We start from the raw sequence: 25,529 nt of genomic DNA, 5'->3' as shown, positions 1-25,529 counted from the left end.
GCCGTAAGGATGGCGCTCCGGATGCGCGTGTACGTGCCGCATCGGCAGATATTCCCGTTCACGGCATGCGCAACGAGAGCCATGTGTCCGGACGAGGTCGGGCGATGAGCAGGCCCACAATATAGGGGATAGACGCACCAAACGCGCGATGACCCGGCCGCAAATCGCGCGCGACGCTGTACGTAGGAGCTCCAAACACTGTATATGGACTTCCCGGGCGCCGGACAAAACACGCCCGCGGCATCCCTCGATGACCCGCGCGCCCGGCGCGGAGCCGCGTCTCAGGCCGGAGAAGCCGGTTTTCGACGCGACTCGATGCGCTGGCGATACCGGTCGATGACGACGGCGACCACGATGACCGCGCCCGTGATCACCCGCTTCGCCGGGTCGCTGGTGCCCAGCTGGGCCAGACCGCTTTGCAAAACCGCAATGATGAGCACGCCCAGAAAGCTGTTCATCACCGAGGCGCGCCCGCCCATCAGGCTGGTCCCGCCGATGACGACGGCCGCGATGGCCGCCAGTTCCATCCCCGTGCCGGCGTTCGGGTCGGCCGAACCCAGGTACGCGGTTTGAAAGACCCCGCCGAGGCCGCTGAGCGCGCCGGCCAGCATGAACACGGCGACCTCGATCCGCCGGACATCGACGCCGGCGAGCCGGGCCGCCTCGCTGTTGCCGCCCGTCGCCAGCACGTACCGACCGAACACGGTGCGCGTGAGCACGATGTGCCCGCCCGCTGCCACCAGCAGCGCCACGAGAAAGGCCGGACTCAGCCCGATCACGCCGAGCGGCTCGCCGATGACGGACACCGCCCCTCCGATGTATTTCGTTTGCGACCCCGTCACGAGGTAGGCGCCGCCGCGCGCCATTTCCAGCATGCCGAGGGTCACGATGAACGACGGGATCGACCACCGCACGCTGATCATCCCGGAAGCGAATCCGCACAGCAGCCCGGTTAACAGCGTCAGCGCAACGCCCAGCCCGAGCGGCATCCCGGCGTCGACGAGCAATACGCCCAGGACGCTGCTGCCCAGCGCGAGCACGGAGCCGACCGACAGGTCGATGCCGGCGATCGCCAGCACGAAGGTCATCCCCACCGCCACCACGATCAGCGCCGGCAGCTGATTGGCGATGGTCTGCGCCGTGCGAAGGGTAAAGAAGTGATCCGTGGCCAACCCGAAGACCGCCACCAGCAGGATCAGCACGCCAACAAGGTTCAGGTAGCCGGTAGCTTTCATCCGTAAAACTAAATACTACACACTGTTAACCCCACACCTCAGTGTGGGGGGAGGGCAGAATCACCGCTTCAGCGCGGGGTGGTGGTGGCGAGTGGGTGTGGGTTCGGCACTACCCTTCACTTCAGCGTCTCCGCCGTGATCAGATCGACCGGCGTTTCCTGGACGCCCGTAACCGGCTCGCCGGCCAGGCTCCGTAGCGCCGCCTCGATCCCGAACACAGCCAGCTGGTCGCCGTGCTGGTCCGCCGTGGCCAGCACACGGCCCTCGGCGATGAGCTGCCGCACGGCCTCGATGTTGTCAAACCCCACGAGATGCACACGATCTTCCGCGCCGGCCTGCTTCACGGCCACCGCCGCGCCCAGGGCCATGTTGTCGTTGCTGCAGAGCAGCGCCTTGAGGTCTGGATATTCGCCCAGCAGCGCCGACGCCACGGTATTGGCCGGCGCCTGCTCCCAGCTGCCGCTCTGGACGCTCACGATCTCGACGCCGGCCGCCGACATCGCGTCCCGAAACCCCTGCTCGCGCTGCTGCGCGTTGAAGGCCGTCGGAATCCCGCCGACGATCGCGACCTGGTCGCCGCGCTGCAGGCGCTGCGCCAGAAACGCGCCCACCTGTTCGGCGCCCTTGCGGTTGTCCGGTCCGACAAACGGGATGGACACGCCGGCGTCCGCCAGCACGGCCTCGTCCAGCCGGTTGTCGATGTTGATGACGGTGATGCCGGCGTCCGCGGCGCGCTTCAACACGGGCACGAGCGCCCTGGAGTCCGCCGGCGCGATCACGATGGCGTCCACGCCGATGGAGACCATGTTCTCGACCATGGCGACCTGCTGGCTCAGGTCACTCTCGTTCTTGATGCCGTTGACGATCAGTTCGTACTGGTCGGGATGCGCGGCCTGATGGGCCCTCGCGCCGTCGGCCATCGTCACGAAGAACTCGTTGGCCAGCGACTTCATGATCAGCGCCACGCGCGGCGTATCGGGCGCGGCGGACGGCTGGCAGGAGGAGAGCAGCAGGAGGAGCGCCAGCAAAACGCCGGCGGATCGAACGGTTGGAGTCGTGATGCGCATGTTGCAACAGTGGGGCGGACTGGATTATCTACGGGAGAAGTTGCACAAAATCCCGCTGAGAACCAATATGTCCGCCCGTTCGTCCCGTCTGGCCCTCCCGCTCCTCGCCGCCGCGCTCATCGTTTCCGCCTGCGCCCCGCCCGCTCCCGAAGCGCCACCGCCGCCGGCGCCGCCGGAGCGCATCCGCCTCATCGTCGACAGCGACGCCAACAACGAGCTCGACGACCAGTTCGCGCTGACCTACGCGCTCCACAATCAGGACGTCTTCGACCTGGAAGGCATCACGGTCAATCATACTCGGGGCGGTGGCAACATCCAGTTGCAATACGACGAGGCCGAGCGCATCATCGCCCTCTCCGCCCGCACCGACGTGCCGTTGTACATGGGTGCCGCCGGGTCCTACACCGAGATCGTCCCCACCCTCGGCAGCCCCGACTTCGACGGGCACGCGGCGGTCGACTTCATCATCGAGCGCGCCCATGCCGACGATCCCCGCCCTCTTGTGCTCGCCCCTATCGGCAAACTGACGAATATCGCGCTGGCGCTGGAGAAGGACCCGTCGATCGCCTCGAAGATCAAGATCCACTGGCTCGGTTCGCACTGGCCGATGCCTGGCGAATACAACCTCGATAACGACACGACCTCGGTCAATCCGGTTATCGCCTCCGGGGCACCGTTCGACATGGCGCTTGTCCGGTTCGGGTATTATTCCGGCACTGGCGCCGTCAAGCTCGGCCTCAAGGAAGTGCAGGAGACAATGCCCGGCCTCGGACCGCGGATTGCGCAACCGATCACGGGCCGGCACGGCGGCGAATTCTATACGTTCGGGGACTACGCCGTCAGCCTGTATACGGAGATGGGCGAGGATTACCGCGCGCTCTACGACCTGGCGGCGTTGGCCGTCCTGAAAAATCCCGACTGGGCGGAACGCGTCGTGATCGACGCGCCGCGGCTCTCGGGGGAAGCGTGGGTCGAGGTGTCGCCGCCCCGCCGGCAGATCGCTATCTGGGAAAACTTCAACACGTCGCTCATCCTCAAGGATCTGTACGCCACTCTCGAGGCGGCTAGCCGCTGAGGAAGGTCATTCGAACAGGGTCGCGACAGGCTGCTCGAAGGGCGCCTCTTCGTCGAGCAGCAAACTCCGGGCGTTCGCCATCGCCCTGGCGAAGGCCGGCACGAGCGTGCGCGGGGCCTGATCCGACACGACCTCGTGGAGATTCTCCCCAAACTCGGACACGCGATCCTCATTCATCCCCCACAGCGGCTGGATGTTGTCCGCGCGCATCCGCACGCTCAGCCGCTGCACGCGCCCGAGGCCGCCACCCAGGCGGTCGGAGTCGAGGTTATCGAGCACCCACGGATCCGAGTCGCCGGGCGCATAATAGAAAACGACGCCGTGCAACCCGTAGGTGGGATGGTCCACCACGGCGATGCGCAACCGGTTCGCCGGCGTGCCCAGGAGCCGCAGCGTGATGTAATGCGCCATGGCAAAGTCGTCGCAATCCCCACGTCCGCGCACGAGCGTTTCCAGGGGCGACTGCCAGTAATCGTTGGCTCCGTTTTCTCCTGCATCCGGGGTCTGCACGATATGGCGCCCAAAAAATTCGACTACCGCGTTGAGTCCGGCCCACGCGTCGTCCTGCCGATGCGCGTTGAGCATGGACACCCATTCATCCATGCGCTGGACCGCCTTCCGTCCGGCTCGTTCCAGGATTTTAGCCCGGATCGGCGGGGCCGTCGCCAGGGCGCCATCCACCTGGATGAGGGGCACCTCGTCGAGCAGATCGACGAGCGTGGCGCGCGCCTGTTTTACCGTGATCACATGCCCATGCGTGCTGACGGTGAGCGAAATCCCGCGGGCCCCGTAGGCGTGTGCCTTGCGGACGTGGTCTGGCCAGGATGTCTCCAGATAGAGATCCATCAACAACATCGATGCAAAGTCGGTCCACCCGTTCGCGCTGTCCAGGAGATAGGCCCGGGCGGATTCGGAGAGGCTTTTCCAGGCGTGGCGCAACTGTGTGAATTCGCGGTCCGTGATGGCGTATCCTTGCTGCATGGCCTCGTTCAAATCCAGGTCGCGGAATAACGCGTTAAATTGCGCCACGCTCAGCACGCGGTGCGGCTCGGTGGATTCGGGTTGTGCGACGGCCGTGTTTACCAGCAGGAAGAGGGCCATCAGGCCTGTCCAACTTGGGGGCATCGGTAGATCTCCTCCGCGATGTTTTGATCGCGCAAATCCCTTTTTTCGGAGTCGATGGGTCGACCGTGAAAAAGGTATTTTTGAGGAGATCGCCAGCATCCGCCGCGCCTGAACCGCGCGGGGATAGATCGCCTCTCACATAGAGGCTCCGGATCGGGACGTACCGTCGCAGGGGGGTCGCGACTTTTTCTGCGACGCGGTGGGGATACCCCCAATCGCATTCTCGCCGGGGCCGTGAGAAGCGTAGGGGCGTCTGGGTGCATGGGGGCATTTTTTACCGCAAAACCTCCCATACCCCCAGACTCCCATACCGGGAGATGCGCACGTTTGAAGAGCATGCGATTCCCTGGGGATACCCCTGTGGCGCAGAGCGCCGCCATCAGATGTGCGCAGACGATGCCATGATGACGGTTTGCCGGCGCCTCGTCGGCCCGGGCTTTCCCCGCAGGCGGGATCGGCAGAAGCGGGAAAACAAAAAGCCTCGGACGCGATCGTCCGAGGCTCTGTTGCAAATACGCTGGCGTTGCAAATACGCTGGCATGTCCGTCAGCCCATGCGGAGGGGGAGGGATTCGAACCCTCGGAACCCTTACGGGTTCAACGGTTTTCGAGACCGTCCCATTCAACCACTCTGGCACCCCTCCATTTCCGATGCCGCCGGCGTGGTAACCGGTGCAGGCGCTCTAAACGCGGGCGCAGGGCATACGTTTCCCACTTTTTTGCGCCTTCGCCACTTTTCCGAAAAACGCGACAAAGCCGGTCAGAGCATCCCCGCCAGCACGTCCGCGACGGACGCCAGCGCCTCGTCCAGCTTCTCCGGATGCCGCCCGCCGGCCGTGGCGAGTTGCGGCTTCCCGCCGCCGCCGCCGCCGACTTTCTGGGCGAGGGCGCCCACGAGCGCGCCGGCCTTCACCTTCGTGCTGGCGAGCAGGTCGTCGCTGACGGTGGCGACGAGATACGCCTTGTCGCCGGCCGGATCCACGCCGCCCAGCACGGCAACGCTGCCGCCCTCGAGACGATCGCGCAGGGTCTGCCCCAGCGTCCGCAGCGCCTCCATATCCACGTTATCGACGCGGCCCGTGACGAGACGGGCGGCGCCCACCTGCCGCGCCGAGCCGATAAACGCATCGAGCCGGCCGGCCAGCTGCTGCTGATTGACCTGCTCCAGTTCTTTCTCGAGGCGTCGTTGCTCCGCCTGCAGGGCAGCCACGGCTTCGTCGACCGATTCGCCGGGCACCTTGAAGAGCCCGCGCACCCGGTCCAGCTCGCTAAAACGCGCCTCGATGTAGTCCAGCGCGGCCTTGCCCACGACGGCCTCGACGCGCCGCACGCCGGCGGCGACGGAGCCCTCGCTCACGAAACGGAAGACCCCCAGTTCGCCGGTGGCGTCGACGTGCGTTCCGCCGCACAGCTCAATCGAATAGGCCGGATCGAACGTGATCATCCGCACGAAATCGCCGTACTTCTCGCCGAAGAGGGCCATCGCGCCCCGCGAGAGCGCCTCGTCCACCGGCACGCTGCGTTCTTCCCTGCGCGGGATGTTCCGCTGGATCATCGCGTTGACGCGCGCCTCGACGCGGCGCAACTGCTCCGGCGTGACGCGCTCGTAGTGGCTGAAGTCGAACCGCAGCCGATCCGGCGCTACGAGCGACCCCTTCTGGGCGACGTGGGCGCCCAGCTCCTCCCGGAGGGCGGCGTGCAGCAGGTGGGTCGCGCTGTGATGCTTCTTGATCTCTTCCCGTCGATCGGCGTCCACCATCGCACGCACCTCGGCCGTCAGATCGTCCGGGAGACGGTCGACAATATGCACGACGCGTCCCAGGAGCTTCTGGGTGTCGAGCACCTGCACGGTGTCGCCATCCAGCACGAGCGTGCCGGTGTCGCCGATCTGTCCGCCGCTTTCGGCATAAAACGGGGTGCGGTCGAGCACCACCTGGTGCTGTTCGACGTCGCCGGCGGTCACCGTCCGGTACGCCGTGACGCGCGCGCCGGCTTCCTCGAGCGTGTCGTATCCGGTGAACGACTCCTCCACGCTCTCGCCCACCAGCTGCCAGACGTCCGCCTTGCTCTGGTCGACCTTGAACGAGGTGGCGGCGCGGGCGCGATCTTTCTGGACCGTCATCAGCGCCTGGTACCGCGTCATATCGACGCCGTGGCCGACTTCCCGGAGCATCAGCTCCGTGAGATCGATCGGGAATCCGTAGGTGTCGTGCAGGAGAAACGCGATCTCGCCGGGCAGGAGCCCTTTGCCGGCCACCTCGGCGAACCGATCGACCATCGTATCCCGGTCCTGCACGTCGTACCCCTTGCCCAGCAGATCCAGCGTGCTGTGATCCGCGAGCAGGCGCTTCTTCTCGCTCTCGGCGCGGCCGGCGGCGAAGCCTTCGATGTACGGCATCAGCCGCTCGAAGAAGACGAGCCCGGTGCCGAGTGTCTCGAGGAAGCTCTCCTCTTCGGCCCGGATCACGCGCTCGATGTAATCCTGCTGGTCGCGCAGCTCCGGAAACGCCGCCCCCATCTTGCCGATGAGCGTCGTTACCAGCGCGTGGAGGAAGGGCTCGCGTAGACCGAGGGTCTGGTAGCCGTACCGCACGGCGCGCCGCAGGATGCGGCGGATGACATAGCCGCGGCCGGCGTTGCCCGGCGAGACGCCGTCGGCAATGGCGAACGCGCAGGTGCGGATGTGGTCCACCACGACGCGCATCGCGATCCGGTACCGTTCGCGCTGGGCCTCATCGACGCCCTCGATCTGATCGTAGCCCTTGATGGCCTCGATCGGGCTCAGCCGGGCCACGTGCGCCAGCAGGGGCGCGAAGAGGTCGGTGTCGTACGTGCTCTGCTTGCCCTGCATCACCGCGACGACGCGCTCGAAGCCCATCCCGGTGTCCACGTGTTTCGCCGGCAGCGGCTGCAGCGAGCCGTCCGTCTGCGCGTTGTACTGGATGAACACGAGGTTCCAGATCTCCATCACGCGGGGGTCGTCCGCATTGACGAGCGTCTTGCCGGGGATCTTCGCCCGCTCGGCGTCCGGTCGCAGGTCGATATGCACTTCGGAGCAGGGGCCGCACGGACCGGTATCCCCCATCATCCAGAAATTATCCTTGGACCCGCAGAACAGGATGTGATCGGGATCGATGCTCGTTTCCGTACGCCACACCGCGGCGGCCTCTTCATCCGGCGCCAGCCCGAGCCGGTCGTCGCCGCCATGTACCGTCGCATAGAGCCGGTCCGCTTCCAGCCCCCATTCGCCGACAAGCAGCTCCCAGGCCCATCGCACGGCCTCCTTCTTGAAGTAGTCGCCGAAGCTCCAGTTGCCCAGCATTTCGAAGAAGGTATGATGGTAGGTATCGTACCCTACCTCCTCGAGGTCGTTGTGCTTGCCGGAAACGCGCAGCACCTTCTGCGTGTCGGCGGCGCGTTTGTAGGGGCGGTCGCCGGTGCCCAGAAAGACGTCCTTGAACTGGTTCATGCCGGCGTTGGTAAACATCAACGTCGGATCGTTTTTCGGGACGAGCGAATCGCTGGGGACGATTTCGTGCCCGTGTCTGGCGAAAAACGTAAAGAAGGCTTCGCGGATCTGCTCCGAGGTGTAGGTGACCGGCATACGACGAACGAAAGACGTAAATAACGACTTGATGACGGGTTGAACAGCGGCTACGTAAACGCCGGATGCTAGAGAAGGTCCCCCCGGTTGTAACCTCCGGCTTCCTCCTTTCGTATGGCCCGCATAGGTTATGATTTTTCCGCACCCGACCCGCTCGCGATACGCGAGCCCGACACGCTATTTCGCAGATCGCCATGAAAAACGAAGCCAGAACGGACGACTCCCGGTTCGCGCACATCCCGCCCTACAAACGCGTCATGCTGGCCGTGCTGGGCGCGCTGGTGCTGATGGTGCTCGTCAACGTGGCGAAGAGCGACGGCACGATCAAATCCACGGCGGAGCACGCCGTCGTGCACGTTATTTCGAAGATCGAGTCGCATGGCCCCTCGCCCCGCATCCATGTCGTGCAACGCCAGATCATGGGCACGGCGGATGAGGAGCGCATGATCGATGAGCGGTTCAAAGCCGGCTCGAACGCCGCGCTCTCCGTCCGCGTCGGCGATGCCGACCTGGAACTGCTGGACGACGACACCGACGAGATCCACGTCGAGGTCTTCCTCAAGGGCAACGACATGGAGCGCGCCCGCGAATATTTCGATCGCCAGAAGTTCGAGGTGCTCCAGGAAAGCAACACCGTGATCGTTCGGACGGCTGAGCGCAACTGGAACGGAAACGGCTGGAAGAGCAACGGCGGCGCCCAGATCCGCGTGGTCGTGCATGCCCCGCACGCGCTCGATGCGGATATTCGGACTTCGGACGGGGACGTGACGGTGGGCGATTTTCGCGGTGATCTGCGGCTCACGACGTCGGACGGCGACATCGCCACCGGCTCGCTCGAAGGCGCCGGCATCACCCTGCGCACCTCCGACGGCGACATCGTATCGGACGTGCTCGACACGGACGAACTCAGCGTAACGACGTCGGATGGCGACATCGTCATCGATCGGGCGGCGGCCGGCACGATCAACATCCGCACCTCCGACGGCGACATCAAGCTGGAGGACGTCGACGGGGAGGTCTCGATCAGCACGAGCGACGGCGACATCCACGTCGGCAAGCTCTCCGGGGCCGACGCCACGCTGCGGACCTCCGACGGCGACATCGTCGTCGAGCAGGCGATGACCGCCCGTACCCGCGTCACGACCTCGGACGGCAGCATCGTGCTGCAAGACGCCCGGGGCGACATCGAGGCGCGTACCTCGAGCGGCGACCTCTCGGTGACGCTCCTGGAAGTCGACGGTGACATCAACCTGCGGACCGGGGACGGCGATATCATGATCAGCGCGCCCACCGACCTCCGCGCCACGCTTTCCATGCGCGGCGAAAGCATCCGGATCGCTTCCGGTTTCTCGTTCGACGGCGTCCTCAAGAAAAACGAGGCGGAGGGGCAGGTCAACGGCGGCGGCAACCGATTCGAAGCGCAGGCCTCCAGCGGCGAGATCGTCCTGCGAGAAAATTGAAGTAAAAGTGGTAATCCATCGCAAACGAGTCGTGGCGGTATTGCGCAACGTCGTCCCCAGCCCCTAATTTGAGGTATGTCGAGAAGCATACCTCTTTCGAAGAACGAGTCGCAGGCCTTGCACAAGGTCTTCGACGTGGCGTCCTCCGGTCGCCTCTTTATCAGCGTTCCTGGCGCCGACATCCAACTCGCTTCCTCCGATGCGAACCGCGTCGAAATTGACGTCTTCGTATCCGCCCCCACCGAAAACGAAGCCCTGAGTTTTACGGACCGGGTCAAGCTGCGCGTCCGCGCCGTCGACAAGCAGACGGTGCGTGTGGAATCCAAATCCATCTACCAGGACGGCTTTTTTGGCTGGAATACCAGCGAAGTGGCCCGTATGCGGATGGAGATCAAGGTCCCGCGCACGTTCAACATCGACATCCAGGCGGCCGGATGCGACATCGAACTGGATAACCTGAAGGGTCAGCTCGCGCTGCAGGTCTCCGGCAGCACCCTCAAGGCGTCCCGCCTCCACGGCAAACTCGAACTCTTCAGCTACGGCAGCGTGGCCGACATCGACGGCTTCGATGGCTCCAAGCTGACGATCACCGCCTCCGGCGGTCGCCTCGACGCCCGCCGGCTCAAGGCGCCGCAGATCGCCATCTCGGCGTCGGGCACGGAAACGACGCTGGCCGACCTCGAGGGCGCCACCGACCTCATCTTCCACAGCGGCTTCGCCGACGTCCGCGGCGTCAAGGGCCCCCTGGATGCCCGCACCAGCGCCTGCGCGTGCACGCTGCACCTGGCCAACGTCGAAGACACCCAGCTCGAAGTATCGGGCGGCGAACTGGCGCTGCATCTCGCGAAAAAGGCCGCCGCGCGCGTCCTCCTCGAAGGCCGCACCCTGATCTTCGACGACGCCTTCGCCTTCGCCGGCGAGCGCGAGGCCGAACGGATCGACGGACACCTCAACGAAGGCAAAAACTGGCTCCGCGCGTTCGTGGCCTCCGGCGCCATCCGCTGCGTCGCCGCCTGATCGCCCGCATCCCCCCACTGTGCATGATCGCCCCGGCGCGTGTACTGGGAACGAGTTCTGATTCCGACACGATGAGTCCATGGATCAGATCGCGTAACCCATCACAAAGCGTAATATCATCATGCATACATCCAAACCTTTCGCTCGATTCCTGATGCCGGTCCTGATGTTCGGCCTGCTTCTGGCGGGCACCGGCTGCGACTCCAACGACGACGAACCGACCCCGGATATCGTCGAACTGGCGACCGACAGCGGCTTTACCACGCTGGTCGCCGCAATCCAGGCCGCCGACCTCACGGCGACGCTCCAGGGCGATGGACCGTTTACGGTCTTCGCCCCCACGAACGCGGCCTTCGCGGCCCTGCCGGCCGGCACGCTCGATAACCTGCTGCTGCCGGAAAACAAGGACCAGCTGGCCTCGATCCTCACGTACCACGTTGTGGCCGGCGAAGTGACGGCGGATCAGGTGGTGAACCTGACGTCCGCGACGACGGTCAATGGCGCCTCGCTGGCGATCCGCGTTGAGAACGGCAATGTCTTCGTGAACGACGCGCAGGTGACGCAGACCGACGTGCAGGCCTCGAACGGGGTCATCCACATCATCGACGGGGTGTTGCTGCCGCCGGCGAACTAGGTCTTTCGGTCACACCGCCAGGCTAAGACGGTCAAAAGGCCCGGATTCGATGGAATCCGGGCCTTTTGTCTATTTTCCACAGGTCGGAGGGGCTGACTGGAGCGGGCCTGAGGCGACGCGCGACCGGTCCGGCCCATGCCTCACCGCTTGTACCAGGGGAACTGCATAAAGAAGGCGTGCAAGGCGTCGGCGACTTTTTTGGCGCCGGCTTCGGAGGGATGCTGGTTGTCGCCGTTGGTGCCCTGATAGTCGAGGCGGGTCCAGGTGATGCCGCTGGCATTCGGGATCTCCTCGCCCTTCGCCCAGACATACGGCCCCCAGCCGATCCAGGGCGAACCCGGGAGCTGGCCGGCTTTCCATTTCTCGATCACGGCATTGACGGCAAAGCCTCCCTCGTACGAAATCGGCTCCCCGCGAGCGCCCTGCTTGAGGTCCTCGACATAGCCGCCGTAAATCCGACTCGTGTGAAATACCGCCTGGACGGACGGAAACTCCTGGCCGATCTTCTGCGACAGTGCGCCGATATTGGCGATCAGATCGTAATAATCGGCCTGTGCGTCGGGCAGGGTGATGCCGTCCGCGGTGTCCTGGTTGGCATCCTTGGCCCACACCACGCGAACCTGATTCAGCTGATACTTCTGGGTCACGTTATCCTTGCAGCGATCCCAGAGCGTCTGCTCGGACAGCCACCGTTCGAGGGCGCTACCGCCCACCGCGCAGTTGATGAGCACGATCTGGTCGGATACGTCGGGATGCCCCTCGTACAGGTCGATGAAGCGGGAGAACTCCTGAAAGCCGTTGCTCATCGAGATGGCGATGATGATGATCTTGCCGTCGGCCGTCTCGACGGTCGGCGTGCCGTTGTCGACGAGGCCGCCCTTGAGGCCGTAGTAGGTGTCGTTCGGCCCCATCATGTCCAGCGGGATCATCTGGTTGGCCGTTCCTTCGATTTTGGCCAGCATGACGGTGACGTCCTGCCCCTCCTCCACGAGCTGCTGCATCGATTCCGGCGCGTAGCCCGCGCGCTGGACGTCGATCTGCAGCGTCGCGGCGGCGAACGCGGAGGCGGAACGGGCGCTCAGGCTGACCGAGCCGGACGTGAAGTGCGCCGTCGCCTCGCCGGCTCCACGGGCTTCGCCCAGTTTGAGCACGCGGCCCGCGGCCATCTGCGCGCCGGCATCGAGCCGATAGAGGTAAAGACCCGGACGCAGCCCGGCCATGTCGACCTGGACGCCGTAGGCGCCGGGTGTGAGCATCTGCCCGATACCGGGCCCCACCTGCCGGCCGAGGAGATCGTAGATCGAAAAGGAGACATACCGGGCATCCGGGACGGCGAAGGGAATGGTCGCGCCATCGCTGACGGGATGCGGGAAGGGGGATCCGGTGGCGAACGCATCGGCCGGCAGCGCGCCGTCGTCGACGCCCGTGCTGGTGGCGAGCGGGACGTTCAGCGCGACGCAGCCGTCGTTCGCGGTGACGCCGGTGACGGGCGACGCGGTTTCGTTGCGGGCCGTCACGGTCGCGTCGGCCAGCGCGGCGTTGCCGGCTTCGTCGCGCACGCAGATCCGCGCGGCGAGGGTGGCGGACTGCCCCGCCGCCGGCCGATGGGCAACCTGAATCAGGATGAGACTGGCAAAGAGAACGCGTCCGAAAGCGACGCTGAAACGACCGAATCGCATGGGCATATAGGATGTGGGGTTGGTTCGAAGCAGCTACACGCCGACTCCGGGTGCCCCCCTACATCAAACATGCCGCAATCAGTCGACGCGCTCGATGGCGATCGCCGTGCCGCCGCCCGTCCCGTGGCAGAGGGATGCCAGGCCGCGCTGCTTGTCCCGCTGGATCAGCGCATGCACGAGCGTCACGATGATGCGCGCGCCCGAGCAGCCGATCGGATGCCCCAGCGCGATGCCGCCGCCGTGGACGTTGAGGGCCTCATAAGAAACGCCGAGATGCTTGCGAAACAGCACGCTGCTCAATGCGAAGGCTTCGTTGTTCTCGAACAGATCGAAATCCTGGATCGACCAGCCGGTCTGCCGCTGCACGCGCTGTACGGCGGCGATGGGCGCCTCGATAAACCGCCACGAGGGGCCAGCCGACCACGCGCCGCGCGCGATCCGCGCGAGCGGCTTCAAGCCGAGCCGCTCCACGGCCTCGCCGCTGGCGATCACCAGCGCCGCCGCGCCGTCGCTGAGCTGGCTGCTGTTTCCGGCGGTGAGCACGCCCTCCTTGCCAAACGCCGGCCGGAGCCCGCCGAGCGACGCCATCGTCGTCTCGGGGCGGATCCCCTCGTCGCGATCGAACACCCGGGTCTCTTTCTTTTCGCGGTATTCCACTGGAGCAATTTCGGAGGCAAACCATCCCTTTTCCGTCGCCTCGGCCGCGCGGGCATTGGACAGATAGGCGACCTCGTCCACCATCTCCCGCGTCACGCCTTCCTCGGCCGCCAGCCGCTCGGACTGCTCGCCCATCGCCTCGCCCGACATCGGGTCCGTCAATCCGTCGTAGAGCAGCAGATCCGTGACGCCCTCGGGCTGGCCCATCAGGAACTTGTAGCCCCAGCGGGCGCGGGCGGACAGGTAAAAGCCCGTGTTCGACATCGACTCGGTGCCGCCGGCCAGCACCACCTCGGCCTCGCCGGCGCGAATCATCGTGGCCGCGTGCATCACGCTCATCATCCCCGAAGAACAGACCATGTCGATGGCCATCCCGTCGACCGTGTCCGGAATCCCGGCCTTAAAAGCGGCCTGGCGGGGGATCAACTGTCCCTGGCCGCCGCGCAACACGTTGCCCATGACATAGAAATCGAGGTCGGAGCCGGCGATCGCCGCGCGCTCCAGCGCGGCTTTCATGACGTGGGCGCCGAGGTCGACCGAGGAGAAGTCCTTCAGGGTGCCGCCAAATCGCCCGATGGGCGTTCGAACGGCAGAGGCGATAAATACGTCGCGCATGGGCATAGCGGAAGGCTGTTCAACGATAGCAGGGAGAGGCACGACCCGGTCCGAACCGAACCCGATACGTCCCGATCCTCACGCGTTGAAGGTGTGACCTGATGCCAGCCGCGCCGTCGGCACTTATTCCCAGAGCAGGGCGTCCAGATCCTCGGGGCGCGTCACGGGCTGGCTGCAGGCGAATTGTTCGCACACGTATACCGCCGCCTTCCCGTTTAGTGCCGGCAGCGAGCGGGTGTACGGCGCCAGCCGGCCGAGGCGTTCGCCGGCCTCGCCCGGAGGGCGGAGCAAGACGACTTTGTTGGGCAGATAGCGGGCACGCACGGCGCGGATGAGGGCGCGCGTATCCTCCCGCACCGGGTCGCCGACGATGACGATCTCCTGCGCCGGCCCGATCGCATAGTCTACCGCGCACAGCATCGCGGTGAAGCTCGAGGGCGTCTGGTAGACCAGTTTGGAAAAACACTGCCCGATCGCGTCGGCCTTCTCCTCGAAATCCGTCCGACCCGTCATGCGCGAGAGCCGCAGCAGGCAGAGCATGGCCATCGAATTGCCCGAAGGGGCGGCGCCGTCGAAGACCTCCTTTTGCCGGACGAGCAGTTCCTCGCCGTGCGCCGGCGTGAAGAAAAACCCGCCCTCCTGCCGATCCCAGAAATCGGCGATCATGAGGTCCGTCAGCTCGACGGCGAGCTCGAGATAGCCGAGGTCGAAGCAGGCTTCATAGAGCTCGATCAGGGCCCAGATCGTTGCGGCATAATCATCGAGGTGCGCATCGATGCCGGCGTGACCCGCCCTGTAGCGATGGAGCAGGCGGCCGTCCGTCCGGCGCAGGGCGCTGAGGATGAAGTCCATCGCCTCCCGCGCGGCGGCGACATACGCGGGGTTGTCGAGGATCGCGCCGGCCCGGGCGAGCGCGACGATCATGAGGCCGTTCCAGTCGGTCAGGATCTTGTCGTCGAGCCGCGGACGCGGCCGTTGCAGGCGCGCGGCGAGCAGTTTTTCCCGGGCCTCCTGGAGCATATCCTCCAGCACATCCGGGGCGATGCCGCGGGTGACCGCGAGGTCGGCGATCTGCTGCTTCAGATACAGCATGTTTTCACCGGTCTTCTGCCCGGTGGCCTCGTCCTCGACGTTGCCATCCTCGGCCAGACCGTACGCCTCGATGAAGGCCGGCGCGAGCGACGGGCCCAGCGTCTCCCGCACCGCGTCCACCGTCCACACATAATACTTGCCTTCCACGCCCTCGCTGTCGGCATCCTCGGCCGAGAAAAACGCCCCCTCGGGCGATCTCAGGTCGCGCAGGACGTACGCGAACAGCTCGTCGACCATCGCGGCGTACGCCGGATCGCCGCTCGCCTGGTGCATCTCGATACAGGCCAACGCGATCATCGCCTGATCGTACAGCATTTTCTCGAAATGAGGCAGTTTCCATTCGCGGTCCGTCGAATACCGGTGGAATCCGTAACCCAGGTGATCGAAGACACCCCCCATCCGCATGCGTCGCAAGGTGAGGCTGCACATCTGCATGGCCAGCGTGTCCTTCGAGGCATGCCAGAACCGGAGCAGGAAGAGGATTCGGTGCGACGTGGGAAATTTGGGCGCCGCCCCGAAACCGCCGAACCGGGTGTCGAACTGCGTGCGCAGCTCGTCGAAGGCGATGTCGATGCTGTCGAGCGCGAGCGATCCGCCGGCCTGGCTGTGGCTCGTCTGGTTGCGCAACAGGAGGTGATGTTGGTCCGCCGCCTCGAGCACCTCGCTCCGCTGGGAATCCCACAGGTTCATGATGTGAGGCAGAAGCTCCATCATGCCCGAACGGCCGAAACGGCTGTATTTCGGGACATAGGTCCCGATAAAAAACGGCTTTTTGTCCGGCGTGAGAATTACGGTAAGTGGCCATCCCCCCTGCCCCGTCAACATCTGGCAGAGCGACATATAGACCCCGTCGACATCCGGACGCTCTTCCCGATCGACCTTGATCGACACAAAACCGTCGTTGAGCAGGCCGGCCACCTCGTCATCGAGGAAGGATTCCTGCTCCATCACATGGCACCAGTGGCAGGTGGAGTACCCGATGGAGAGGAAAATGGGACGGTCCATCAGCGCCGCCATCCGAAACGCCTCGTCACCCCACGGGCGCCAGTCGACCGGATTGTCCTTGTGCTGAAGCAGATAGGGGCTCTGTTCGTCTTTCAGACTGTTCACAGCGATCAGGTTTCGGTGATGGATGCGAAGGACCGGCGGGGCGAGCAATCACATTAAGTAAGTGCTTAATTTTACGCGCCTTAGACGAGTTCATGGTAGGACAGGCATGAGGAAAGATGCAACGACAAATGGCGCATTCTGGCAGGCTCTTGCACCGGCCCCGCGCCCACCCTGAACCGGAGGCGCCGACGCGCACGCTTCATACGATTTCATTGTGGCACAACTCTTGTGAATTCTGGAGGGGTCCCAACGGGGTAAAGAACAAGACGAACGATCAGATCGTATTGTGAACGCCCCTCGCCAGCGCTGGCAGCACATCGACGACCCACTCTTCTGCTAGCGCATTATCGCTCCCTGTTACTCGCGAAAGGTTATCCTATCTCCTTCATGAGACACGACCGACCGCCGTTTTTTGCCGATATCCGCTTCGGTCTGGCGCTGCTTTCCCTGCTTTTATCGTTCCGCCCGGCCGCCGCATCCGCGGCCGCGTTGGCGGAACCCGCGCCGGCGTCCTCACCCGTCATGGCCGTGACGGTCACCGGTGAGTTGAAACGCTATCATCCCATTACGATTACGCTGGACGGCCCTACGGCAGACGAGGGCGGCACCCCCAATCCATTCCTCGACTACCGGTTCGAGGTCGTATTTTCGCAGGCCGAGCTGAGCGTCACCGTCCCCGGCTACTTCGCCGCCGACGGCAACGCGGCCGAGACCGGCGCCACCGGCGGCAACAAGTGGCGCGCGCATTTCATCCCGCCCCGTACCGGCACCTGGACCTTCCGCACCTCCTTCCGCTCCGGCACCGACGTGGCGATCGACACATCGCCCACCGCCGGCACCGCCGTCGCGGAATACGACGATATCTTCGGCTCGTTCAGCATCACCGAGACCGACAAAACTGGCCCTGACTTTCGCGGCAAGGGCAAGCTCCGCTTCGTCGGCCAACGTTATCTCCAGTTCGACAACGGCGACTACTACATCAAGGGCGGCACCGACAGTCCGGAAAATTTCCTCGCCTATGAGGATTTCGACGGCACGTACAACAACGCCGGCACGAACTTCATCAAGTCGTACACCGACCACGTCAGCGACTGGACGAGCGGCGATCCGACCTGGAAAGGCACCAAGGGCAAGGGCATCATCGGCGCCGTCAATTACCTCGGAAGCAAGGGGGTCAACTCGCTCTACTTCATCACCATGAACGTCGAGGGCGACGGCGACGACGTGTGGCCCTGGACCTCACCCACGGTGCGCACCCAGTTCGACGTCTCGAAGCTGGCACAGTGGGACATCGTGTTTTCCCACATGGACAAGAAGGGCATCATGCTCCACGTGGTGACGCAGGAGACGGAGAACGAGCTGCTGCTCAACGGCGGCGCCCTCGGCCGGCTGCGCAAACTCTACTATCGCGAACTCATCGCCCGGTTCGGCTATCATCACGCCATCACCTGGAACCTGGGCGAAGAGAACAACGACAACACCACCGCCCAGCGCAAGGAATTTGCGGCCTACTTCGCCGCGCTCGATCCCTACGGGCACCCCGTCGTCATCCACACCTTCCCGGGCGAATACGACGCGGTTTACGGTCCCCTGCTCGGCGACGTCAATTTCGACGGCGCCTCGCTCCAGACCGGCAAGGCGGAAAACACGCACAGCCTGACGCTGGACTGGGTCAACAAGTCGATCGACGCCGGCCGCACCTGGTACGTGACGATGGACGAAAACGGCCCCTGGCAGGACGGCGCTACGCCCGACGGCGCGGGCAACAACCACGACTTCGTCCGCGCGGAAGTGCTCTGGGGCAACTACATGGCCGGCGGCGGCGGCGTCGAGTGGTACTTCGGCTTCGAGCACGACAACAACGACCTCAACGCCGAGACCTTCAAGACCCGCGAAAACGTCTGGAACTTCACCCGCTACGCGCGGGAGTTTTTCGAGCAGTATCTCCCCTATACGGAGATGACCTCGAACGACGGCCTCGCTTCCAACGCCAACGCCTATGTCTTCGCCAAAACGGGTCAGACCTACGCCGTCTACCTCAAGAACGGCGGCACGACGAACCTGAACATCACCGGATCTGCGGCCACGTATACCGTCAAGTGGTACAACCCGCGCGCCGGAGGGGCCCTGCAAAACGGCACGGTCACGACGGTGAACGGTCCGGGCAACGTTTCCATCGGCCAGCCGCCCTCGCAGACGTCGCTGGACTGGGCGGCGCTGGTCACCACGGATACGCCGACCGCCGGCCTGATGGGCGACGCCTCCGGCGACGGGACCATCTCGGCGCTCGACGCCAGCCTGATCCTCCAGCATGCGATCGGCCTGATCGTGCTGCCGCCGGCCACCATCGACCTCGCGGATCCGTCCGGCAACGGCGAAATCATCGCCTTCGACGCCTCGCTCGTGCTCCAGTACGTCGCCGGCCTCCGCACCTGCTTCCCGGCCGAAGCCGGCTGTGCGGCCGGCAAGACCGCGTCGACCGCGGCGCGTCATGCCTATTTCGGCGCCGCGACGCGCGACGCGCAAGGCCGCATCCGCGTGCCCATCCACCTCGACGACGACGGCACCTCCATGCGTTCGGCGCAGCTGGTCGTGCGGTACGATGCGTCCCGGTCGCGCTTCCTCGGCGCCACCGCCGGCGGAACGGACTGGCAGGTCGTGAGCCGCGAGGCTGATGGCGTAATTACCCTGGCCGCGGCAGGCCTGTCGGACCCGGGCGGCACGCCGCTCTACCTCCAGTTCGAATCGGCTGGCCTCGACGCGCCCGCCCTCGACGCCACGATCCGGATTGACGAAGGCGCGCCGATGCGGATCGCCTCCGACGCAGTCGATACCCCGGTCACGTTCGCGCTCGAACCAAACTACCCGAACCCCTTCAACCCGAGCACGGTGATCCGGTACGCCCTCCCGGCGTCGAACCCGGTCCGGATCGAGGTCTTCGACCTTACCGGGCGTTCGGTGGCCGTGCTGGTGGATGCGACGCAGCCCGCCGGCGCGCACGAGGTAGTCTTCGATGCGGCCGGCCTGCCCAGCGGCGTGTACCTCTACCGACTCGACGCCGGCTCCTTCCGGCAGACGCGGCGCATGACGCTGGTGCGGTAGCGCCTCACGGAGCCGGCTGGAGGGCGATCATCACGTCCATCACGTTCGTATGCGTGGGCCCGGGCTGGAGCAATGCGTTCATCCGTTCGAAAAAGGGAAACGTGTCGTTGTTGTCCAGATGGGCGACCGGATCGAGGCGGTGGTGGCGTGCCGCTTCCGCGGTGTAGGTGGTGACCCAGGCGCCGGCGGCGTCCGTCGGCCCGTCCACCCCGTCGGTGCCGGCACTGAGCAGCAGCACCGGACGCTTGCGCCCTTCCAGCGCGAGCGCGGCGCCCAGCGCCAGTTCCTGATTTCTCCCGCCCCGTCCTCGCCCCACGACCTTCACCGTCGTCTCTCCGCCCCAGAGCACGCAATGCGGTGCATCGTCCGTCGCGTGCCGGTCCAGGTCGGCCACGAGGCCTTCCCCCACCTTCCGCGCTTCACCCGTCACCGGCCGGTCCACGATCGACACCCGATAGCCCCGCGATGTAGCCTCCAGACAGGCCGACGCGATCGCGTCGCGGTTTCGGCCGATGAGCATCGTCTGCGTGCGTTCGAAGATCGGATCGCCGGCGCGCGGCGTCTCGGGGATGGCGCCCTCGGCGCCGGCTTCGAGGTGCCGCTGTACGGAGTCGGCGACGCGCTCCCAGAGGTCATACCGTTTGAGGATGTCGATCGCCCCGGCAAACGTCGAGTCGTCGGGCACCGTCGGCCCACTTGCAATAACGGTTAAATCGTCGCCGGGCACGTCGGAGATCGCCAGCGCCAGCACCCGCGCCGGCGCCGCCGCCTGCGCCAGCCGCCCGCCCCCGAGCACCGACAGCTTCTTGCGCACGGCATTCATCTCGGCGATGTCCGCCCCGCTCTCGAGTAGCATCCGGATGACGTGCCGGCCTTCGTCGGCCGGGATGGACTCGGCGAACGCCGTCGTCAGCGCCGTGCCGCCCCCGGAGATGAGCACGATAAGCAGATCCTCCTCCCCACAGCGCGTGGCATGGTCGAGGATGGCGTAGGCGGCATCCGCGCTGGCCTCGTCGGGCACCGGGTGGCCGGCTTCCAGTGTCTCGATCCGCCTCGGCGTGCGAAACGGATAAGGCAGCGTGGACGCATAGCCGTGCGGCACCACCACCACGCCCTCGGCGACCCGCTCGCCGAAGTGCGCCTCGGCGACGGAGGCCATGGCCATCGCGGCCTTGCCCATCCCTACGACCACAATGCGCCGAAACGCCTCCGCCGGCCGGCCGAGCAGCGCCGGCCAGTCCAGCCGCTCCATCAATACATCGGCCTGAACGCCGCGCACGGCGGCCTTAAAAATGGCGCGGGCATCGGTTACGATCTGTTCATTCATCGGCGCGGGTTCGGGAATCGGGTTTCCGGAATCAGGGTGGCGGGGTGGGATCAGGGGCGGTGGACGCGCGCGAAACCCTGATGCAGAACCTACGGCCCCGCTCATCATATTATCCACGCCGTTCCGCTGATTTCTTGCCTGTCCATGCCGTTCCCTTTCTTGCGATCTTTCCTGGCGGCAGCTGCCATCCTCCTCCTCGTGGTACCGTCTGCCGCCCAGCGCGCGCCCGCGACGCCGTATTCCCTGGACCATCCGCTGGCGGATACCCTGCACGCGCTGATCGTCTTCACCCGGTTCCAGGACGACATCGACCCGGGCAACCCGGGGCTCGACGCCCGGGGGTGGCCCCTCGAGGCATCGCTGCCGGCGTTCGCCCGTACGCTGCTCGCCCCATCCCCCAATCCGCCCTATGCAGACAGCACCCTGACCGCCTATTTCCATCGCCAGTCGCGGGGCCTGTTCGTCCTCTACGGCGAGCCGTACGATTCGGTGTTGGTAACGGACCACCCCGAGGCCCGTTACCATGCCCCGGAAGGCGGTTACGGGGATCTGACCGTGGAGCTGCTCACCCGGATGGACCGCTACGGGTTCGACTTCAGCCGGTACGACCGCAACGGCGACGGCGCGATCGATCACCTCTTCATCGTCATCCGGGGCGACACGCAGCGGGACGCGAAGCGGTTTGTGTGGACGGGGGCCTCGTGCCTGGACGGGCGCTGCGCCGGCGCGTACACGCAGCGGGTGGCGCTCCCCCCGCTCGAACTCGACGGCAAACGGGTGGACTGGAATACGTCCGGCTCGTTCATCATGCACCGGACGCCCGGCAACATCATCCCGCAGATGTACCACGTCCGTCTGATGGCGCACGAACTCGGGCACGACCTGTGGGCGCCGTTTTATGTCCACATCCCCGCGTTTTCACAAAACGACGTCCCGGCGAGCAGCAACCGTTCGAACCGGGGCGACTGCGTGGGTTACGTCCTGATGGCCGGCTCCGGCGGTGCGATGGACTGCGGCGGGCATCAGATCATCTCGGCATTCGAACGCGACCTGCTCGGCTGGATCGACTGCGCGACGTTGGCGGAGGACCGCGCCGGCGTGCCCCTGGGCGATCTGTACACCACGGGCGCGTGTTATCGCGTCGACCTGGGCGACGAGCGGACGCTTTTCCTCACCAACCACCAGCGGGTCGGCGTCTTCGATCGGTACCGGCGCGGCGGCGACCGGGGCCAGTTCGAGATGGGTCTCCTGCGCACGACCGGGCTGCTGGCCACCCTGGGATACAGGAACCGGATGGATGTGCTGCCGGCGGACAACACGCTCGACCTGGACACCGAAAACCGGACCTACACCGGCGACCTGTTCGGGCCGGACACGCAGCGCCAGCTCACGCCGTGGACCCGGCCCAACAGCAACGGCTACAACCGGTATCCGGGCGGACCGCCCCTGCGGTGGGCGGCGATCGACGACATCCGCGTGGAGCCCGGCGACGGCGCGACGATGCGGTTCGATTTCGTGGCCGACGCGCGGATCCACCCCGTCATCCGCAGCGCGTCGTGGATGGGGCGCGAGAGCCGCGGGCTCGCGATTCCCGGGGGGATGGAAATACGGGACGGCGCCACGCTGCACCTGGCGACGGATATCACGGTCGCCGGCGACCTCGACATCGGCCCCGGGAGCACGCTGCATGTGGCGCCCGAGGGCGTCCTCCGTATCCCCGAAGACGGCCGTTTGCACCTTTCTCCGGGATCGGCTATCGTTCTGGAAGGCGAAATCCGCCTCGATGGCGTGCTTTTGTCCTCCGCCACCGCCTCGATTCGCCGGCAGGGAGCCGGCCGCATTACCGCGCGTAGACGGTAGCCTGCCCGCGCCCTGCGTCGCGCGCGGGCGATGATCCACCTTTCACCCACGACCAGGAGTTCAACCATGAGCAGCAACGGACAACCACGCCCACTGCACTTCGACACCCTGCAGGTTCATGCCGGCCAGAAGCCCGACCCCGCCACCAACGCGCGGGCCGTGCCGATCTATGCCTCCACCTCGTTCACCTTCAACGACTCCGACCACGGCGCCAACCTGTTCGCGCTGAAGGAGTTCGGCAACATCTACACCCGCATCATGAACCCGACGACGGCGGTCTTCGAGGACCGCATCGCCGCGCTCGAAGGCGGGGTGGCGGCGTTGGCCACGGCGAGCGGCCAGGCCGCGCAGTTCCTCGCGATCGCCACGCTGGCGGAAGCCGGCGACAACATCGTCTCCGCCAGCTACCTCTATGGCGGCACCTACAACCAGTTCAAGGTCTCCTTCCCCCGCCTGGGCATCAACGTGAAGTTCGCCGACGGCGACAAGGCCGACTCGATCGAGGCCCTGATCGACGACCGCACGAAGGCCATCTACGTCGAGACCATCGGCAACCCGCGGTTCAACCTGCCCGATTTCGAGAAGCTGGGCCGGATCGCCGAAAAACATGGAGTACCGCTCGTCGTCGACAACACGTTCGGGGCCGCCGGCTTCCTGTGCCGGCCGATCGATTACGGCGCCCACATCGTGGTCGAAAGCGCCACCAAATGGATCGGTGGCCACGGCACGACCATCGGCGGCGTCATCGTCGATGCCGGCACCTTCCCCTGGAATAACGGCCGTTTCCCGACGTTCACCACGCCTTCCCCGGGGTATCACGGACTGAACTTCTGGGAGGTCTTCGGCCCCACCGGCGTGCTCGGGGTGAACGTGGCCTTCATCATCCGCGCCCGTGTGGAAGGGCTGCGCGATTTCGGTCCGTGCCAGAATCCGTTCGGCTCCTTCCTGCTGCTCCAGGGTCTGGAGACGCTCTCGCTCCGCGTGCAGCGCAGCGTCGACAACGCCCTGGCGCTGGCGCGCTGGCTGAAGGACCAGCCCGAAGTGGCGTGGGTGAGCTACCCGGGGCTGGAGGATCATCCCTACCACGCCCAGGCGAAAAAATACCTGAAGCACGGCTTCGGCGCCGTCATGGCGTTCGGCGTGAAGGGCGGCATGGATGCCGGCCAGGCCTTCGTCAACAACGTCCAGCTCGCCAGCCATCTCGCCAACGTCGGCGACGCCAAGACGCTGGTCATCCACCCGGCCTCGACGACGCACCAGCAGCTGGCCGCCGAGGAGCAGATTTCCGCCGGCGTCACGAGCGACCTTATCCGCGTCTCGGTGGGCATCGAGCATATCGACGACATCAAGGCCGACTTCAAGCAGGCGCTCGCCAAGGCCCCCGTGCCGGCCTGACCCCGCGCTTCAGGAAGTAAAAAACGCAAAGAGGGCTGGCGCGGCGCACGCGTCAGCCCTCTTTTTCATGGATCGCACGGGCATCCGTGCGTCAGTCGTACAGGTAGGCGATCTCGATCTGGCGCGCGCCGCTCCGGTCCGCCACGGCCATGGTGCCGTCGGTATTCCGGATCTCGGCTCCGCCCACTTCGCCGGCTTTGTTGAGCGCGTAAAAGCGGACGTTGAAGTTGGGCCGGCCGTTGTCGTCCAGCAACCGCGCGAGGCGGGTGTGGTCGGCGATGCGTTTGCAGGCGTAGAGGCACGCGTCCTGGGGCTTGTCGCCCATGCGCATCCGCTCGACGATGAGGAAGCTGGCGAGGTTTTCCAGGTTGGCCTCGCCGCGGCCCGTCGAGCCGGCCGCGCCGACCTCGTTGTCGCAGTACAGGCCGGCGCCGATGATCGGCGAGTCGCCGACGCGGCCGGGGATCTTGAACGACAGCCCGCTCGTCGTGGTGACGCTGCTGATGTTGCCCGACAGGTCGATGGCCGAGCAGTGGATCGTCCCCCAGGTGTGCATGATGTCCTTGAGGTTCATCCCGATGTCGCGGTCTTCGGGGTTGTGCGGGGGCAGGTAATCGTCCTGGTTCGAGAGCGCCTCCTTCCACTGCACCCATACCTCGCGCGCCTTGTCGGTCAGCAGGTCCTCGATCGGGAAGCCGTGCATCTTGGCAAAGCGCTGCGCGCCGGCGCCGACGAGCAGCACGTGGTCCGTCCGGCGCAGCACCTGCAGCGCCACCTTCGACGGGTACTTGATGCCCTCGATGGCGGCGACGCCGCCGGCGCGGCCCGTTGGACCGTGCATGACGGCGGAATCCAGCTGGACGACGCCATCCTCGTTGGGAAGACCGCCATAGCCGACCGACATGTCGTTCGGGTCTTCTTCGACCAGGTTCACGCCGGCCACGACCGCGTCAATGGCATCCGCGCCCGATTCAATGCGGCGCAACGCCTCGGCGACGGCGTTCATGCCGTTGGCGCTGGCGATGACGATCGGCCCGGCGGCCGGCACATACGGCGCCGCAGCGGCCTTCGCCGCGCCCGGAATGACGGTGGCGGCCAGCCCGGCGATGCCGCCGGCCTTCAAAAATTCGCGGCGCGTCCGCGAAGCTGGGGTGTTCATGGGATAAGGGGTTGGATGAGTGGTGCTGGGGGCGGGAAGCTGGTTGTTCGAGGTTGGATGCGGGATTCGGGATGCGGGATTCGGGATGCAAGATGCGGGATGCAAGATGCGGGATGCAAGATGCGGGATGCAAGATGCGGGATGCAAGATGCGGGATGCAGGATGCAGGATAATCGTCGCGAGATACTGGATCCTGATCGTTGGGGATCGTAAGTATCCGAACTCCTTGATCCTTGATCCCGAATCCTTGATCCCGAACTCCTTGATCCTTATTCCTTGATCCTCATTCCTCCTCCCTTTTGCCCGCAATATCACGC

Annotated in this window: 16 protein-coding genes and 1 tRNA gene; 7 read left to right on the top strand and 10 right to left on the bottom strand. The window is 65.5% G+C overall.

Translation table 11 applies throughout. The features are described 5' to 3' along the window. Window positions 1-281: 281 nt before the first annotated feature. Both R2834_10605 and R2834_10600 read right to left on the bottom strand, forming a co-directional pair. Window positions 282-1,235: an ABC transporter permease gene (locus R2834_10605; protein ID MEZ4700769.1), complete on the bottom strand. Its 954-nt coding sequence runs from the start codon at window positions 1,233-1,235 to the stop codon at window positions 282-284. A 116-nt stretch (window positions 1,236-1,351) separates the two neighbouring features. After that, the gene (locus R2834_10600) at window positions 1,352-2,302 is read right to left on the bottom strand and encodes a sugar ABC transporter substrate-binding protein (protein MEZ4700768.1); all 951 of its coding nucleotides are present in this window, start codon (window positions 2,300-2,302) and stop codon (window positions 1,352-1,354) included. Between the two features lie 67 nt (window positions 2,303-2,369). Here R2834_10600 and R2834_10595 point away from each other — a divergent pair, with 67 nt between their 5' ends. Continuing rightward, complete coding sequence (locus R2834_10595) at window positions 2,370-3,377, top strand: nucleoside hydrolase (GenBank protein ID MEZ4700767.1); 1,008 nt, start codon at window positions 2,370-2,372, stop codon at window positions 3,375-3,377. Window positions 3,378-3,383: 6 nt separating this feature from the next. On the opposite strand, the gene R2834_10590 is transcribed toward R2834_10595, so the two are convergent. The 3 genes from R2834_10590 to alaS all read right to left on the bottom strand — a co-directional run bounded on the left by R2834_10590 (window position 3,384) and on the right by alaS (window position 8,105). Beyond that, a complete protein-coding gene (locus tag R2834_10590; GenBank protein MEZ4700766.1) occupies window positions 3,384-4,502 on the bottom strand; it encodes a transglutaminase-like cysteine peptidase in 1,119 nt (372 codons plus the stop codon). Window positions 4,503-5,058: 556 nt separating this feature from the next. After that, window positions 5,059-5,145: transfer RNA gene (locus R2834_10585), tRNA-Ser, on the bottom strand. Window positions 5,146-5,261: 116 nt separating this feature from the next. Beyond that, entirely contained in the window at window positions 5,262-8,105 is a 2,844-nt protein-coding gene (gene alaS / locus R2834_10580; GenBank protein ID MEZ4700765.1) for an alanine--tRNA ligase, read from the bottom strand. Between the two features lie 194 nt (window positions 8,106-8,299). Between alaS and R2834_10575 the strand changes: the two genes are divergently transcribed. From R2834_10575 to R2834_10565, 3 genes are all read left to right on the top strand, one after another. After that, window positions 8,300-9,565, top strand: coding sequence for a DUF4097 family beta strand repeat-containing protein (locus R2834_10575; protein MEZ4700764.1), 1,266 nt, complete (start codon window positions 8,300-8,302; stop codon window positions 9,563-9,565). Window positions 9,566-9,640: 75 nt separating this feature from the next. Further along, entirely contained in the window at window positions 9,641-10,582 is a 942-nt protein-coding gene (locus tag R2834_10570; protein MEZ4700763.1) for a DUF4097 family beta strand repeat-containing protein, read from the top strand. Between the two features lie 121 nt (window positions 10,583-10,703). Continuing rightward, window positions 10,704-11,216 (top strand): fasciclin domain-containing protein, encoded by a 513-nt coding sequence (locus R2834_10565; GenBank protein ID MEZ4700762.1) that lies wholly within the window; start codon window positions 10,704-10,706, stop codon window positions 11,214-11,216. 140 nt (window positions 11,217-11,356) lie between these two features. Here R2834_10565 and R2834_10560 read toward each other — a convergent pair whose 3' ends face one another. The 3 genes from R2834_10560 to R2834_10550 all read right to left on the bottom strand — a co-directional run bounded on the left by R2834_10560 (window position 11,357) and on the right by R2834_10550 (window position 16,369). Then, entirely contained in the window at window positions 11,357-12,895 is a 1,539-nt protein-coding gene (locus R2834_10560) for a hypothetical protein (GenBank protein ID MEZ4700761.1), read from the bottom strand. Window positions 12,896-12,973: 78 nt separating this feature from the next. Beyond that, window positions 12,974-14,167 carry a thiolase family protein gene (locus R2834_10555; GenBank protein ID MEZ4700760.1) on the bottom strand — a complete coding sequence of 398 codons (1,194 nt, stop codon included), beginning with the start codon at window positions 14,165-14,167 and terminating at the stop codon, window positions 12,974-12,976. Between the two features lie 123 nt (window positions 14,168-14,290). Then, complete coding sequence (locus tag R2834_10550) at window positions 14,291-16,369, bottom strand: thioredoxin domain-containing protein (GenBank protein ID MEZ4700759.1); 2,079 nt, start codon at window positions 16,367-16,369, stop codon at window positions 14,291-14,293. A gap of 387 nt (window positions 16,370-16,756) precedes the next feature. Here R2834_10550 and R2834_10545 point away from each other — a divergent pair, with 387 nt between their 5' ends. After that, a complete protein-coding gene (locus R2834_10545) occupies window positions 16,757-19,471 on the top strand; it encodes a DUF5060 domain-containing protein (protein MEZ4700758.1) in 2,715 nt (904 codons plus the stop codon). A 4-nt stretch (window positions 19,472-19,475) separates the two neighbouring features. On the opposite strand, the gene R2834_10540 is transcribed toward R2834_10545, so the two are convergent. After that, window positions 19,476-20,798, bottom strand: a complete 1,323-nt coding sequence (locus R2834_10540) for a DUF4147 domain-containing protein (protein MEZ4700757.1) — start codon at window positions 20,796-20,798, stop codon at window positions 19,476-19,478. Window positions 20,799-20,996: 198 nt separating this feature from the next. Here R2834_10540 and R2834_10535 point away from each other — a divergent pair, with 198 nt between their 5' ends. Together R2834_10535 and R2834_10530 are read left to right on the top strand one after the other, a co-directional pair. Beyond that, complete coding sequence (locus R2834_10535; protein MEZ4700756.1) at window positions 20,997-22,658, top strand: hypothetical protein; 1,662 nt, start codon at window positions 20,997-20,999, stop codon at window positions 22,656-22,658. 66 nt (window positions 22,659-22,724) lie between these two features. Next, window positions 22,725-24,053 carry an O-acetylhomoserine aminocarboxypropyltransferase/cysteine synthase gene (locus R2834_10530; protein MEZ4700755.1) on the top strand — a complete coding sequence of 443 codons (1,329 nt, stop codon included), beginning with the start codon at window positions 22,725-22,727 and terminating at the stop codon, window positions 24,051-24,053. A 91-nt stretch (window positions 24,054-24,144) separates the two neighbouring features. Here R2834_10530 and R2834_10525 read toward each other — a convergent pair whose 3' ends face one another. Then, window positions 24,145-25,212, bottom strand: coding sequence for a N(4)-(beta-N-acetylglucosaminyl)-L-asparaginase (locus R2834_10525; GenBank protein MEZ4700754.1), 1,068 nt, complete (start codon window positions 25,210-25,212; stop codon window positions 24,145-24,147). Between the last annotated feature and the right edge of the window lie 317 nt (window positions 25,213-25,529).

The organism is Rhodothermales bacterium (assembly GCA_041391505.1).
Classification (GTDB): domain Bacteria; phylum Bacteroidota; class Rhodothermia; order Rhodothermales; family JAHQVL01; genus JAWKNW01.
The sequence above is the reverse complement of the archived record's forward strand: the minus strand, read 5'-3'. Positions and strand labels throughout refer to the sequence as shown.

Excerpts from the sequence above, each read along its gene's own strand:
- R2834_10605 (MEZ4700769.1), bottom strand. The coding sequence starts at position 1,235 with ATGAAAGCTACCGGCTACCTGAACCTTGTTGGCGTGCTGATCCTGCTG.
- R2834_10555 (MEZ4700760.1), bottom strand. The coding sequence starts at position 14,167 with ATGCGCGACGTATTTATCGCCTCTGCCGTTCGAACGCCCATCGGGCGA.
- R2834_10560 (MEZ4700761.1), bottom strand. The coding sequence starts at position 12,895 with ATGCGATTCGGTCGTTTCAGCGTCGCTTTCGGACGCGTTCTCTTTGCC.
- R2834_10600 (MEZ4700768.1), bottom strand. The coding sequence starts at position 2,302 with ATGCGCATCACGACTCCAACCGTTCGATCCGCCGGCGTTTTGCTGGCG.
- R2834_10540 (MEZ4700757.1), bottom strand. The coding sequence starts at position 20,798 with ATGAATGAACAGATCGTAACCGATGCCCGCGCCATTTTTAAGGCCGCC.
- R2834_10570 (MEZ4700763.1), top strand. The coding sequence starts at position 9,641 with ATGTCGAGAAGCATACCTCTTTCGAAGAACGAGTCGCAGGCCTTGCAC.
- R2834_10525 (MEZ4700754.1), bottom strand. The coding sequence starts at position 25,212 with ATGAACACCCCAGCTTCGCGGACGCGCCGCGAATTTTTGAAGGCCGGC.
- R2834_10590 (MEZ4700766.1), bottom strand. The coding sequence starts at position 4,502 with ATGCCCCCAAGTTGGACAGGCCTGATGGCCCTCTTCCTGCTGGTAAAC.
- R2834_10545 (MEZ4700758.1), top strand. The coding sequence starts at position 16,757 with ATGAGACACGACCGACCGCCGTTTTTTGCCGATATCCGCTTCGGTCTG.
- R2834_10575 (MEZ4700764.1), top strand. The coding sequence starts at position 8,300 with ATGAAAAACGAAGCCAGAACGGACGACTCCCGGTTCGCGCACATCCCG.
- alaS (MEZ4700765.1), bottom strand. The coding sequence starts at position 8,105 with ATGCCGGTCACCTACACCTCGGAGCAGATCCGCGAAGCCTTCTTTACG.
- R2834_10530 (MEZ4700755.1), top strand. The coding sequence starts at position 22,725 with ATGAGCAGCAACGGACAACCACGCCCACTGCACTTCGACACCCTGCAG.
- R2834_10595 (MEZ4700767.1), top strand. The coding sequence starts at position 2,370 with ATGTCCGCCCGTTCGTCCCGTCTGGCCCTCCCGCTCCTCGCCGCCGCG.
- R2834_10565 (MEZ4700762.1), top strand. The coding sequence starts at position 10,704 with ATGCATACATCCAAACCTTTCGCTCGATTCCTGATGCCGGTCCTGATG.